13 protein-coding genes are annotated in these 12,752 nt (G+C 67.9%); 4 read left to right on the top strand and 9 right to left on the bottom strand.

Features of this window, described 5'->3' with window-relative positions:
* The first annotated feature begins 50 nt into the window (after positions 1-50).
* A complete protein-coding gene (locus TFC3_RS15255) occupies positions 51-1,031 on the top strand; it encodes an LLM class flavin-dependent oxidoreductase (protein WP_067500237.1) in 981 nt (326 codons plus the stop codon).
* Here the strand turns inward: TFC3_RS15255 and TFC3_RS15250 are convergent.
* The 6 genes from TFC3_RS15250 to TFC3_RS15225 form a co-directional block, all read right to left on the bottom strand.
* The gene (locus TFC3_RS15250) at positions 964-1,698 is read right to left on the bottom strand and encodes a DUF2306 domain-containing protein (RefSeq protein ID WP_067500235.1); all 735 of its coding nucleotides are present in this window, start codon (positions 1,696-1,698) and stop codon (positions 964-966) included. The two genes, TFC3_RS15255 and TFC3_RS15250, sit on opposite strands and share 68 nt — an antisense overlap.
* 257 nt (positions 1,699-1,955) lie before the next feature.
* Complete coding sequence (locus tag TFC3_RS15245) at positions 1,956-2,726, bottom strand: ABC transporter permease (RefSeq protein ID WP_067500233.1); 771 nt, start codon at positions 2,724-2,726, stop codon at positions 1,956-1,958.
* Positions 2,723-3,577: an ABC transporter permease gene (locus TFC3_RS15240; protein ID WP_067500231.1), complete on the bottom strand. Its 855-nt coding sequence runs from the start codon at positions 3,575-3,577 to the stop codon at positions 2,723-2,725. Before TFC3_RS15240 ends, TFC3_RS15245 begins: the two co-directional genes overlap by 4 nt.
* Positions 3,578-3,581: 4 nt before the next feature.
* The gene (locus TFC3_RS15235; RefSeq protein ID WP_067500229.1) at positions 3,582-4,763 is read right to left on the bottom strand and encodes a spermidine/putrescine ABC transporter substrate-binding protein; all 1,182 of its coding nucleotides are present in this window, start codon (positions 4,761-4,763) and stop codon (positions 3,582-3,584) included.
* On the bottom strand, positions 4,763-5,866 hold the full coding sequence (locus TFC3_RS15230) for an ABC transporter ATP-binding protein (RefSeq protein WP_082772451.1): 1,104 nt from the start codon (positions 5,864-5,866) through the stop codon (positions 4,763-4,765). Before TFC3_RS15230 ends, TFC3_RS15235 begins: the two co-directional genes overlap by 1 nt.
* 141 nt (positions 5,867-6,007) lie before the next feature.
* Entirely contained in the window at positions 6,008-6,643 is a 636-nt protein-coding gene (locus TFC3_RS15225; RefSeq protein WP_067500225.1) for an FMN-dependent NADH-azoreductase, read from the bottom strand.
* Positions 6,644-6,780: 137 nt separating this feature from the next.
* Here TFC3_RS15225 and TFC3_RS15220 point away from each other — a divergent pair, with 137 nt between their 5' ends.
* Complete coding sequence (locus TFC3_RS15220; protein ID WP_067500223.1) at positions 6,781-7,266, top strand: MarR family winged helix-turn-helix transcriptional regulator; 486 nt, start codon at positions 6,781-6,783, stop codon at positions 7,264-7,266.
* A gap of 25 nt (positions 7,267-7,291) precedes the next feature.
* On the opposite strand, the gene TFC3_RS15215 is transcribed toward TFC3_RS15220, so the two are convergent.
* From TFC3_RS15215 to TFC3_RS15205, 3 genes are all read right to left on the bottom strand, one after another.
* Positions 7,292-8,416 carry a type III PLP-dependent enzyme gene (locus TFC3_RS15215; RefSeq protein WP_153040242.1) on the bottom strand — a complete coding sequence of 375 codons (1,125 nt, stop codon included), beginning with the start codon at positions 8,414-8,416 and terminating at the stop codon, positions 7,292-7,294.
* Positions 8,417-8,691: 275 nt separating this feature from the next.
* A complete protein-coding gene (locus TFC3_RS15210) occupies positions 8,692-8,907 on the bottom strand; it encodes a DUF397 domain-containing protein (RefSeq protein WP_067506730.1) in 216 nt (71 codons plus the stop codon).
* A 57-nt stretch (positions 8,908-8,964) separates the two neighbouring features.
* On the bottom strand, positions 8,965-9,807 hold the full coding sequence (locus TFC3_RS15205) for a helix-turn-helix transcriptional regulator (RefSeq protein ID WP_236718400.1): 843 nt from the start codon (positions 9,805-9,807) through the stop codon (positions 8,965-8,967).
* Between the two features lie 225 nt (positions 9,808-10,032).
* Here TFC3_RS15205 and TFC3_RS15200 point away from each other — a divergent pair, with 225 nt between their 5' ends.
* Together TFC3_RS15200 and TFC3_RS15195 are read left to right on the top strand one after the other, a co-directional pair.
* Positions 10,033-10,671 carry a GPP34 family phosphoprotein gene (locus tag TFC3_RS15200; protein WP_082772073.1) on the top strand — a complete coding sequence of 213 codons (639 nt, stop codon included), beginning with the start codon at positions 10,033-10,035 and terminating at the stop codon, positions 10,669-10,671.
* Between the two features lie 63 nt (positions 10,672-10,734).
* Positions 10,735-12,606: an APC family permease gene (locus tag TFC3_RS15195; RefSeq protein WP_067500216.1), complete on the top strand. Its 1,872-nt coding sequence runs from the start codon at positions 10,735-10,737 to the stop codon at positions 12,604-12,606.
* Positions 12,607-12,752 lie beyond the last annotated feature (146 nt).

The following is a 12,752-nucleotide window of genomic DNA, read 5'->3' as shown; positions in this document are numbered from 1 at the left end:
GTAAGCGTCACGCTTCTCCGTCTCGCACCCGGAGCTACTGTCAAGAAATCATGACTACGCCTCTCTCGCTCCTCGACCTCGCGCCCATCGCCCAGGGGCAGAGCGCGCGTGACAGTTTCCAGGCCAGCGTCGAGCTGGCCCGCTCCGCTGAGCGCTCCGGTTACCAGCGCGTCTGGTATGCCGAGCACCACAACATGGCCACCATCGCCTCCTCGGCGACCAGCGTGGTCATCGGCTACGTGGCGGCGCACACCGAGTCGATCCGCCTCGGTGCCGGCGGCATCATGCTGCCCAACCACTCGCCGCTGGTGATCGCCGAGCAGTTCGGCACCCTGGCCAGCATGTTCGGCGACCGCATCGACCTGGGCCTGGGCCGCGCCCCCGGCAGCGATCAGAACACCATGCTGGCCCTGCGCCGCGACAACTCCTCCGCCGAGTCGTTCCCGCAGGACGTGCAGGAGCTGCAGGGCTACCTGACCGGCCACTCGCGCATCCCGGGCGTGCAGGCCGTGCCGCGCGCCGAAGCCCCGGTCCCGCTGTACATCCTCGGCTCGTCGCTGTTCGGCGCGCAGCTAGCCGCCCTGCTCGGCTTGCCCTACGCGTTCGCCTCGCACTTCGCCCCGGACGCACTGCACCAGGCGATCACGGTTTATCGCGAGACGTTCAAACCGTCGCAGCAGTTGGCCGAGCCGTACGCCATCGCCGGGGTCAACGTGATCGCCGCCGAGGATCACGACGCCGCGGTCGCGCAGATGCAGTCGGCCTACCGCTCGCGCACTCGCAGCTTCCTCACCCGGGGCCCGGGCGCCCGCAACCTGACCGACGCCGAGCTGGACACGTTCCTGGCCTCGCCGTCCGGGCGCCAGCTCGCCTCGATGACCCGCTACACCGCGGTCGGCACCCCGGACGAGGTCCACGACTACCTGGAGTCCTTCGCCAAGGAAGCCGGCGTCGACGAGATCATCACCGCTCACCACGCCGAACGTCTGCAGGACCGGATCCGCTCGATCGAGCTGACCGCGCAGAAGTAGCGCGGTCGCGTGGCCGGCCTGACCCGGCACCGCGATGGAAGCGGCGGATGAGAATTTCCGCGACGATCAGGTTGATGATCCAGGCCGCAGTCTGCCCGACCGGGATGAGGTCACGGGCCAGGGCCGCCGGCTCGGCCCCCGACGACGCCGTCCCAGACAACCCGGCCCCGCCAGACGCGACCTGCACCAGCAGGAAGATCGGCACCAGCGCCCGAGCCGTCAACGCCAGCAGGGTCAGCGCGTAGTTGCGCATCATCCAAGCCCGATGCCCGGCGAAGTCGCGACTCCGAGCCGACCGGTAGGCCAGCACGGCAGTGACCACCCACAGCATCGCCGCCGTGCTCAGGCTGACCTGCGTCAGCAGCCGCCCCGACCACAGCGCCACCGGCACCGCAGTCACCGCAGCCGGCAGCACGCCGCCCAGCAGGTAGGTCCGGCCGGCCGCGCGGTGCAGGCGCCGCCGGGCCCGCACACCGGCCAGGAACTGCAGTGGCCCCAGCACCAGCGCCACGGCCGCCGTGAAAATGTGCACCACCAGCACGGTGTAGGGCAGCGAGCCGCTCACCTCGATGCGGCTCTGCTCCGGATTCAGGCTCAGGTACGGCTCGACCAGCACCGCGCCGGCGACGATCGTGATGATGAGGGCAGCAAGTCCGCGCTTGGTCACCGCAGCAGCATGTCCCCACAGGCCGGGCACCCGCGTCCCCCGCAAGCAGCAGCCCACCTACGCAAAGCCGCGTACACGAAAGCCAGGAGTCGAAGCCCAGCCCCAACCGGTCCAGCGCCCGCAGCCACACATTGCGCCCCGAGACCGCCCACCCCGCCGTCCCGGCCTCCACGACCACCACGTCGGGGCCGGGATCGCGCTCCTTGGCGCACAACGCCGTCCACAGTCCGGGATCGCGTCGGCCAGCGGGTCCACGGCTAGACCCGGTGACGGAGCCTGCTGCGCATACTCGTCGCGATCGCGATCACCACGCCGGCCGCGAAGATCAGCGTGCCCATCACGTTCACCTGCGGCGGCAGCCCGAGGCGGGTGGCTCCCCAGATCCACAGCGGGAACGTGGTGGTGGTTCCGGCGGTGAAGTTGGTGACCACGAAGTCGTCGATCGACAGCGCGAAGGCCAGCAGCATGCCCGAGCCCACCGCCGGGCGGATCAGCGGGAACGTCACCGTCCGGAACGTCGTCCAGGGGCCGGCGCCGAGGTCGGCTGCGGCTTCCTCCAGCGAGCGGTCCAGGGTCAGCACCCGGGCCCGCACGATCACCGCGACGAACGAGATCGAGAACATCACGTGCGCGATGGTGATCGTCACCGCGCCCAGGCCCGCGTCCAGCGACACGAACAGGGTCAGCAGCGAGGCGCCCATGACCAGTTCGGGTGAGGACATGGTGGCGAACATGACCAGGTTGAGCGCCCCCGACCCGCGGAAGCGGAAGCGGCCCAGCGCGTAGCCGATGCCGGTGCCCAGCGCGCCCGCGAGCAGCATCGTCACCAGGGCCACGACCAGCGACACGACCAGCGCCTGGGTCAGGTCGTCGAGGGCGAACACGCGGCCGTACCACTTGAGGGTGAAGCCGTCCCAGGTCTGGTTGTAGCGCCCCGGGGTGTCGTTGAACCCGAACACGATCATGACGAGCACGGGCAGCGTGAGCCAGGCGATGACCGCCCAGGTGTAGACGCGCAGCATCCTCATCGCTCGCTCACCCGCATGACGGCGTCGGTGCCCAGCGCCCGCGCGTAGGCGAACACCCCGATCAGCAGCACCGCCATCAGCGTGAACGACAACGCCGAGGCCGTGGGGTAGTTGGAGCTGACCAGGTACTGCGACTGGATGACCTGCCCGATCATGGTGGTCGACGAGCTGCCCAGCACCGCCGAGTTCACATAGTCCGAGCTGGCCGGCACGAAGGTCATCAGCACGCCGGCGAACACCCCGGGCAGGGCCAGCGGGAACACCACCTTGGCAAAGGTGACCAGCGGCGCGGCGTACAGGTCGCGGGCGGCTTCGACCACGCGCGGGTCGATGCGTTCCAGGGCCACATAGATGGGCAGCACCATGAACGGCAGGAAGTTGTAGATCAGCCCGCCGATCACCGCCACCGGCGTGCCGAGCACGTGAAAGCCCGGCGGCAGCAGCCCGGCGTCCTTCAGCGGCCCGAGCAGCAGGCCCTCGTCGGTGAGGATGTAGCGCCACGAGATCGTGCGCAGCACAAACGACACGAAGAACGGCAGGAGCAGCAGGAACAGGTACGTCGCCTTGCGCCGCCCGCCGTGGAAGGCAATCCAGTACGCGACGGGGAACGCCGCCGCGATCAGCACGAGCGTGGCGATCGCCCCGTAGATCAGCGAGCGGGCCAGCTGGGTGCGGTAAGCGGCGATGGCGTCGACGTAGGTCTGCCAGTGACCGGTGAGAACGTACCCGGAAACGACGTCGCCTTCCTGCAGTGACAGCGACAGCATGGTGACCATCGGCACCACGAAGAAAAGCAGGAGCCACAACCCGCCGGGCAGGATCAGCAGGTACGGCGTCAGTCGGCGACGCATCGGGTCAGCCCAGCACGATCGGTTCGAAGATGGCCTGATACTCCTGGTGTTCGGCGGTCGTGGCGAACTCGCGGTAGTAGTGCAGCTTGGCGTAGTCGGCGGGACCGGGGAACACCAGCGGACTCTGCGCGACCGCCCGCAGCGAGGCGTCCTTGGCTGCGTCCTGGGCGATCCGGTCCTGCGCGCCGGGCACCGGGCACACGAAGTTGATGTACTCGGCCAGCGACGCGGCCACGTCGACCTGGTAGAAGTAGTCGATCAGCTTGATGGCGTCGAGGGGGTTCCTGGCGGTCACCGGGATCGCGAAGTTGTCCGTCCAGATCGTGCCGCCGTCCTCGGGGATCACGAACGTGAGGTCCGTACCGTCCGAGACGTTTTTCTGGAAGATGTCACCGGACCACGCCTGGGTGATCCACACCTCGCCCTTGCCGAGCGCGTCGACGTAGTTCTGCTCGTAGTAGCTGCGCACCAGGCCCTTGTTCTTCTGCTCCTTGAGCTTGGCGGCGGCCTTCTTCCAGTCCTCGGGCGTCGAGCGTCCCGGGGCGATGCCCAGCGCCAGCATCGCGAAGTTGCCCAGCTCCTGGGTGTCGGCGAACATGCCGACCTTGCCCTTGAACGCCGGGTCCCACAGGTCGGCCAGCTTGGTGATGGGCCGCCCGGTCCTGGCTTGGTCGTAGGCGATCCCGGTGATGCCCGAGGTCCACGGCACCGAGTAGACGTTGCCCGGGTCGAAGGTCTCCTGGGTGTAGGCAGGCCCGGCGTTCGCCGCGTAGTTGCTCAGCTTCGAGTGATCCAGCGGGGCCAGGTAGCCGGCGTCCTTGAACTGCTTGAACTGGATGCCGTTGGTGATGACCATCAGGTCGTACCCGATGTCCTGCCCGGCCTTGAGCTGGGGCTGCACCTTGGCGAACCAGGGCCCCATCTCCTGGATGACCTCCTGGTAGCGCACCTGCACGCCGGTGGCCTCGGTGAACTTCTTGAGCTGGGGGTGACCGTCGGCCATGTACAGCGGCCAGTTGGCGAAGTTCACCGTGCCGTTGCTGGTGCGCCCGGCCCAGAACTTGGCCACCTCGCCGGCCGCGGGGGCGCTGGCGGCGGGGGAGCCCTGGCCCTTGACCCCGCAGGCGGACAGCGCCGCGCCGAGCCCGGAGAGCCCGGCCATCTGCAGGTAGGAACGCCGGTTCATCAGACTCCGATCGGGTACGAGTGCTGCGGTGCCCAGGTGAGGAACACGTGGTCGCCGGGTCCGGCCAGGTCCTCGGCGGAGAACGCGTTCTGGTCGAAGACCACCAGATCGGGTCCCGCCGTGGTCTTGACCGTGTAGTTGGTGGAAGTGCCGTGGTAGACGACGTCGGTGACGACTGCGCTGAGCACGCTGCAACCGGGGTCCGTGGGTTCTTCGCGGCGCAGGCCGATCTTCTCCGGACGTACCGAGATCTCCAGGTCCTGACCGGCCGTGACTCCCGCCGGGACCGGGACCAGCACGCGCTCGCCGGGTCCGAACGTGACCAGCGCGATTCCGTCGTCGATGCGCTGCACCGCTGCATCGAGCAGGTTGGAGGTGCCGATGAAACCGGCCACGAACCGTGTCGCCGGGCGTTCGTAGATCTCGCGGGGCGTGCCCAGTTGCTCGATGCGCCCGTCGCGCATCACCGCGATGCGATCGGACATGGTCAGCGCCTCACCCTGATCGTGGGTGACGTAGACGAACGTGATGCCGATCTCACGCTGGATGCGCTTGAGTTCCAGCTGCATCTGCTGGCGCAGCTTGAGGTCCAGCGCGCCCAGCGGCTCGTCGAGCAGCAGCGCCCGCGGGCGGTTGACCAGCGCCCGGGCCAGCGCGACCCGCTGCTGCTGACCGCCGGAGAGCTCGCGTGGCGAGCGTCTCTGCATCCCGTTCAGCGAGACGATCTCGAGCATCTCGCCCACCCGGCGGCGGATCTCGCTGCGGGCGACCTTCCTGCGCTGCAAGCCGAAGGCGACATTCTGGTACGCCGTCAGGTGCGGGAACAACGCGTAGGACTGGAACACCATGTTGACGTCGCGGTGATGGGCGCTCACGCCGGTCACGTCCGTGCCGTCGAGGCGCACCGTGCCGCCGGTCGGCTCCTCGAAACCGGCGATCATCCGCATCATCGTGGTCTTGCCGCAGCCCGACGGGCCGAGCAGGGAGAAGAACTCCCCCGGGCGGACCGCGAGGTCGGTGGGGCACACCGCGTGCACCGTCTCGCCGTGCGAGACGAAGTCCTTGTGGACGCCGGCAAGCTCGATCGCGGCCTGCTCAGTCATGGCGTTGTTCATTCAGCCGGGTCCTCATTCCGCCGCGTCTCAACCCCCATTCGTGACGGACCTTGACACATGAACGCTTATCAAAACAAGCCCGCCGGCGCTGATGCGCGCGGCGGGCTCGGTGGTACAGCGAGGAGCAGACTACAGGGCGCCCAGCGCCTTGCCGGCCTCGCGGGCCGACTGCTCGGCGCCGGCCTGCATCTCGGCGGCGAGGTCCTTGAACTGCTCAAGGTTGGGGTCCACGCCCACAAGGGTGAACTCGCGCTCGATCACCGTGAGGTCGGCGCCCCAGGAGTCGGCCAGGATGCGGGTCAGGAACGGCGTCGAGTGGTCCCAGCCCGCGCGGGGGGTGCCGGCGCCGTACGCGCCGCCGCGGACCGTGGCCAGCACGACCTTCTTGCCCTTGAGGAACTGCTGGCCGAAGGCGCGCCCGTCGGTGGCGACCAGGTCGATCCAGGTCTTGATGTGCTGCGACGGGCCGAAGTTGTACAGCGGCACGGCCAGCAGGATCGCGTCGGCGTTGGCGAGCTCGTCGAACAGCGTGGCGGCCAGGGCGATGGCCTCCTTCTGCTCGGGGGTGCGGTCGGCCTCGGGGGTGTACCCGGCGAACGCGGCGACGGCCCATACGTCGCTGGGCAGCGGCTCGGTGCCGATGTGGCGGCGCACGATGGCGTCGCCGGGGTGGGCGGCCAGCCATTCCTGCTCGACGATGTCCGCGATCTCGCGACTGGCGGAGCCTTCGACGCGGATGCTGGCGTCCAGACGGAACAGGGTCATGGAAAACGGTCCTCTCAGCGGGTCAAGCTTCCCAGTGGTTCAAGCTTGAAGCTAACCCTAGCACCAAAGCTTCAACCTTGAACCGCGGTGGGATATTGGTCACTTGAGCTGTGCGGATACGCCGTATCCTGGTCGCCATGGCGCAACCGCGGTGGCTCAACGACGACGAGGTCTCGGCCTGGATAGCACTGTCCGGGCTGATGTTCCGGCTGCCCGCCGCCCTGGACGCCCAACTGCTGCGCGACAACAACCTGACCTTCTTCGACTACATGGTGCTCAGCATGCTGTCGATGAAACCGGGCCGCACCGCGCGCCTGAGCGACCTGGCCGCGGCGGTCTACGGCTCGCTGTCGCGGCTGTCCAACGTCGTCAAGCGCCTCGAGCAGCGCGGGGTGCTGCGCCGCGAGCCCGACCCGGAGAACGCCCGCTACACCCAGGCCGTGCTCACCGACGCCGGCTGGGACCTGGTCGTGCGGGCGGCCCCCGGGCACGTCGAGGCCGTGCGGCACTACGTCATCGACGGGCTGGACAGCCAGCAGATAGACGTGCTCCGCCAGGTCGCCTGTCACGTCGCCCGCAAGGTCGAGGAACAGCCCCCCACCTGCCCCGAGGCCGGCTGCTAGAAGTTCGGCACCACCGGGCGCGCCCTCAGACCATCACCACCCGCGGCGGGGCGAAACCGTTGAAGCGGGAGGCGTACACGCTGGTGTAGGCGCCGGCCGAACCGACCAGCAGCTCGTCACCCTCGCGCAGGTCGGCTGAGAGCAACACGTTGCGGGCAAAGGTGTCCTGGCTGTCGCAGGTCGGGCCGGTCAAGTGGAACGCGCGCCGCAGCCGGGCGCCACGGGTGTCGTGGATCGGGTAGCGCAGGTTGCCGGCCGACTCGAGCACCTCCATCATGCCGTGGAAGACGCCCAGGTCGGTGTGCGCCCACCAGCCCGAAGGGCGCTCGGCGACGCCGATCACCCGGCAGCGGAACGTCCCGGCCTCGGCGACCAGCGCACGCCCGGGTTCGGCGACGACTTCCACGGGGTACGGCAACCGGGCGATCCCGGCGGCCGCGGCGCGCCCGAACTCGGCCAGATCGGGCACGGGCTCGTCGTAGCGGGCCGGGAACCCGCCGCCGATGTCGACCATCTGCAGCCTGATGCCCACCTGAGCCAGCCGGTGCATGGCCGCGCCGACGTCGGAAAGGGGTCGCTGCAGCGCCGCGGGTTCCAGCGACTGCGACCCCATGTGGAACGTGATGCCGTACGGGGTGAGCCCGAGTTCGCGCGCCTGCACCAGCAGGCTCACCGCCTGGTGTACGTCCACACCGAACTTGCCCTCGCTGGGCACCACGCTGTCCTCGGGGCCGGTGATCAGCCGGGCGTACACGCAGCTGCCCGGTGCCTCCTCGGCCACGCGCCGGACCTCCTCGAAGGAGTCCACGCTGAACCGGTAGACCCCGGCCGCCGCGGCCCGGGCGGTTTGCTCGCGGGCTCGTACGGGGTTGCTGAAGATCAGGTCGTAGGGTTGCACCCCGGTCTCGGCCAGCAGCTCCACCTCCTGCACGGAGGCGACCTCGAAACCGCAGGCCGCGGCGTGCAGGGTGCTGAGCACGCCGGGATGGGTGTTGCACTTGGTCGCGTAGTAGGCCCGGACGCCGGGAAAGGCGGCCCGGAAGTCTTCGAGCGCTTGCTCTATGCGGGCGGCGCGCATCTCGAGCACGGGTCCGGGGTGGACCTGGCGCACCGGAGCGGGCGTGGCAACGATCGCGGATGAAAGGCGCACAGAGGCCCCTTACGCTAAGTGGTCTCGTCAATGCGGAGAGTGCGCCAACAGTATGCCCCGAATCCCGGAAAAGGGCTATGAGCTGCGCGCATGGAGATCGATCCGTACATGATCACCTGCAAATTGCAGTTCGGGGCGCCCAACCGGACGCCCCGAATGCATTGTGCACCGGCCTGAACTGCACCTTTGCACCATCTTAAATTGGATCATGGAACAACGGGAAGTTGACGTTGCGTATCCACTTCCCGGCTGTGCGTGCCGATCGGTAGTGTCTCTCAGCGGTTGATATCAAACTCGCCGCTCTGAACCGAGTTCACGAACTCGGTCCAATGCGCCGGGTTGAAGATGAGAGCGGGACCCGAAGGGTTCTTGCTGTCACGCACGGCAACGGCTGTGTCGAGGAAGGCGACCTCGACACAGTTGTTGCCGCCGTTTCCATTGCTACGACTGCTTTTTTTCCATACGGCAGCTTCGAGATGGTGCGCTGGCATGCCCATGCACCTCCCTTCAATATGCGATTGTGCGAGCTGCTTAGGCGATCGAGCCTCCTACGACCGTAGGAGGCTTTCGATCATCTTAAGGGTCATCCGGGGATCCAGTGCCCTTGTGCTCAGTCGCTCGAACTCCGCACGGTAACGGGCGACCTCTGAATGTTGCTCTTCGTAGAGGTCACCCGCAAGTCCCTCCAAGTAAACTACATCCAAATGAGTGGTCTCGGGAAACTCCAAAAGCGCTGCTGAGCCACCCAGGAACTGATGCTCGCCGGCATCGAATGACAAGATCTGCAATGTCACGTTGGGTAATTTAGCCATATCGATGAGATGGCGAAGTTGATCGTCCATCACCTCGGCGCCGCCTACGGAGCGTCGCACCACCGACTCGTCGACGATCGCGGCGAGCTGCAGCGGGTTCGCTCCGGTCAGCCGGCTCTGCCGCTTGAGGCGCAGCGCGACGCGCCGGTCCATCAGTGCCGGCGGGTCCCAGGAGCGCCCGGTGCGCATCAATGCTCGGATATATGCCTCGGTCTGCAGCAATCCGGGCACGATGATGGGTTCCCAGGCGCGCAACATGACCGCCTCGGCCTCCAGGCCGACGTAGTTACCCGGCCGCATGATGTCGCGGTAGTCGGTCCACCACGTCTTCTGCTTGGACGAGCGGGCGAGCTCCAGCAGCGCCTCGCGGTACTGCTCGTCCTCCACGCCGTACAGGGTCAGCAGGTCCCGGACGTCACGGGGCGTGACGGCAACGCGGGCCGTCTCGATGCGGGTGACCTTCGCGGCGTGCCATTCGAAATGCCGCGAGACGTTTTCCTGGGTCAGCCCCGCCCGCTCCCGGCACCGTTTCAGTTCGGTGCCCAAACGTCGCCGGCGCAGCGTAGGACCCTCGTCCATGGACACCCTGACTCCCTCGTTAGCAAGCTTGTCGAAACTCGCGGGTGCATCTCGTCGTCAAATTGCTCAAGATCCACCGTGGACACCACCGATGGATTCGGAGTCTAGTACTTCTTGCGTTGACCTCAGAGTCGGGTACATGATGCTCTCGACAGCGAGTTATTGCCTTCTATACAGGTAGTTGCCCGTCGACTATTCGCGTCGATGTGTTTAAGGAGTGGCGGCGTGCTGGCTGACCAGTTCTTTCTGATCGCACACGAGGATCGGACCGGCCGATCCCGGCTGCACCCCCGGGCCACGGGCCTGGGTCTTGCCGCCGCCCTGCTGGGGGAGTTGGTACTCGAAGGGCGGTTGCGCATATTCGACGGTGACCTGCAGATCGAAAGCCGTCAACCACCACGGGACTCCCTGTCGCATTCTGTACTCGAGTTGCTGATCGCGCAGCCGCAACATCGTGATGTGCGAACCTGGCTCGCTTATCTGTCGCAGGATGCGGCCGAGCGGGTGGGCGAGCGGCTCATGCGATCGGGCGCCGTGGAATCGGTGACCCGGCGCCGGATGCTGAGCGTACAGACCTTCTACATGCCCAATAACGAGGCCCAGCGCAATGCCGCGGCCTGGGCCCCCATGCGACTGGCCAACATCATGGTCCGCGGGCTCGACATGTCGACCAGCGACCGGCTGCTGGCCGGGGTCGTGGTGGCGACCGGTCTCACCCGCTTCGTGCTGTGGGACTTCGAGGTCCACCGTCAGGCCCTCACCCAGCTACCGACCGCCATCGGCACGCTGCCCGAGGACTTCCGCCAGCTCATCGAGCACACCGAGGGGTCCGTCGGGTCCGTGCTCGCCGTCGGGAGGCGGTGAGAACTCATCGGCCGTCATCACCGCCGGCGGGACAACATCGATCAATGGGCTGGGAGGCTCTTGATGGCGCGTAAGGACATGTCCGAGCCGGACATCGTTTCCACTGCTCTAGCCCGGAACCGGCTCGGCGTTCCTTCGGTGGTCTTCTTCGGCGTCGCGGGTGCTGCCCCGCTCACGGTCATCATCGGCAGCATCACCACGATCTACGCCGTGGTCGGCAACACCGCCGTCCCGATCGTCTACCTGGTCGTCGCGGGCATCCTGTCGATCTTCACCGTCGGCTTCGTCGCGATGAGCCGGCACATCGTCAACTCGGGGGCCTTCTACTCCTACATCAGCCACGGCCTCGGCCGGATCCCGGGTGTCGGTGCGGCGTTCGTCGCACTGCCGGCGTACGCGCTGATGCAGATCGGTCTGTTCGGTCTGTTCGGGGTGGTGGCCTCGGGGATCCTCGAGGGTCTCGGGTTCACGGTCGGCTGGTTCACCTGTGCCATCGTGGCCTGGGCCCTGGTCGCCGTGCTCGGCCTGCTCTGGGTCGACCTCAGCGGCAAGGTGCTCGCCGTGCTGCTGGTCGCCGAGATCCTGATCGTGCTGATCTACGACGCGGTGATGGTGGCGAACCCGGCCACCGGCTCGGTCGACTTCTCCACGCTCAACCCGGTGCAGGTGTTCACCCCCGAGGTGGCCGCGATGATGGTGCTCGCCATCGCCGGCTTCGTCGGCTTCGAGGCCACCGTCGTGCTTTCCGAGGAGGCCAGGGACCCCAAGCGCACGATTGCCCGCGCCACCCACCTCGCGGTCATCCTCGCCGGGCTGCTGTGCGGGCTGTCCGCCTGGGCGATGTCGGTCGGTGCCGGCCCGCGCACCATTGTGGCCCAGGCCAAGACCGACCAGACCGACCTGGTGTTCAACCTGGTCAGCCCGCACGTGCCGGCCGCCCTGATCAACATCGGCTACCTGCTGTTCATGACCAGCATCTTCGCCGCGCTGCTGGCCTTCCACGCGGCGGTGTCGCGCTACCAGTTCGCGCTGGGCCGCGAAGGCGTGCTCGGCCGCGCCTGGGGCTACACCCACCCGCGCACCGGCGCCCCCGTCGTCGGCTCGATCACCCAGAGCCTGCTGGCCCTGGTCGTGCTGGTCATCTACCGGCTCACCGGCGCCGACCCGCTGGTCTACCTGTTCGCCTGGCTGACCGTCGTGGGCGGGCTCGGCGTCCTGATCCTGATGTGGAGCGCCTCGGCCGCGGTGGTCATGTTCTTCGTACGCCACCAGCACCAGGAGAACGCCTGGCGCGGCAAGATCGCTCCGATCGTGGCGTTCGTGCTGCTCAGCATCATCCTGGCGGCCACCGTGATCGGCCTCGGCGATCTGCTGCAGGTCGAGTCGGGCTCGATGTTCCACTGGCTCTTCCCGACCGGCTACGTCGTGTTCGCCCTGGCCGGCTTCCTGTGGGCGGTGATCATGCGCAGCCGCCGGCCCGACGTGTACGCGGCAATCGGCCGCGGCGCGGACGGGAGGTCCATCGCCGACGCCCCCCGAGTGAAGGGCGGCTCCAGCCCGGAGCCGCTGAGCGCCCGCGCGATGCTCGCCGCCGGCCGTGAGCGCGAACAACAGGCGCTGCCGATGGAGCAGGGCTGGGCGGCCCCGCCGGCGCCCGCCGGTCAGTACGGTGCGCCGCCTGCTTCCGCCGACCAATACGGTGCGCCGCCGGCTTCCGCCGGTCAGTACGGTGCGCCGTCCTGGGACGAACCGGGACGTCAGCCGCAGTGGAACGACCCCGACCCGGAATCGGCCTGGCACGGCTCGGGCCGCGAACCGCAATGGGACGGAGCCGACGCGGACACCCAGACCCAGCAGCAGGTGCCGCAGCAATGGGAGGGCCCGAGCGAGCCGTCGCGCTGGGAGGCCCCGCCGGAGCCGTCCCGCTGGAAGTGAGCAACCCGCAGTACACGCCGAACCGCCCGCCGGCCGCGCAGAAAGGAGGTGCCGCACCGATCGGGTCCACCAGCCCCCCAAGAGCTAGGACATCGATCGGATCCTGACCGAACTGGTCCGCCAGCCCCCCAAGAGCCCGGATCAGA

The organism is Actinoplanes sp. TFC3 (assembly GCF_001553785.1).
Lineage (GTDB): Bacteria > Actinomycetota > Actinomycetes > Mycobacteriales > Micromonosporaceae > Actinoplanes.
The sequence above is the reverse complement of the archived record's forward strand: the minus strand, read 5'-3'. Positions and strand labels throughout refer to the sequence as shown.

Coding starts and splice junctions, on each gene's coding strand:
- TFC3_RS15255 (WP_067500237.1), top strand. CDS start 51: ATGACTACGCCTCTCTCGCTCCTCGACCTCGCGCCCATCGCCCAGGGG.
- TFC3_RS15245 (WP_067500233.1), bottom strand. CDS start 2,726: ATGAGGATGCTGCGCGTCTACACCTGGGCGGTCATCGCCTGGCTCACG.
- TFC3_RS15240 (WP_067500231.1), bottom strand. CDS start 3,577: ATGCGTCGCCGACTGACGCCGTACCTGCTGATCCTGCCCGGCGGGTTG.
- TFC3_RS15235 (WP_067500229.1), bottom strand. CDS start 4,763: ATGAACCGGCGTTCCTACCTGCAGATGGCCGGGCTCTCCGGGCTCGGC.
- TFC3_RS15230 (WP_082772451.1), bottom strand. CDS start 5,866: ATGACTGAGCAGGCCGCGATCGAGCTTGCCGGCGTCCACAAGGACTTC.
- TFC3_RS15225 (WP_067500225.1), bottom strand. CDS start 6,643: ATGACCCTGTTCCGTCTGGACGCCAGCATCCGCGTCGAAGGCTCCGCC.
- TFC3_RS15220 (WP_067500223.1), top strand. CDS start 6,781: ATGGCGCAACCGCGGTGGCTCAACGACGACGAGGTCTCGGCCTGGATA.
- TFC3_RS15210 (WP_067506730.1), bottom strand. CDS start 8,907: ATGCCAGCGCACCATCTCGAAGCTGCCGTATGGAAAAAAAGCAGTCGT.
- TFC3_RS15205 (WP_236718400.1), bottom strand. CDS start 9,807: ATGGACGAGGGTCCTACGCTGCGCCGGCGACGTTTGGGCACCGAACTG.
- TFC3_RS15195 (WP_067500216.1), top strand. CDS start 10,735: ATGGCGCGTAAGGACATGTCCGAGCCGGACATCGTTTCCACTGCTCTA.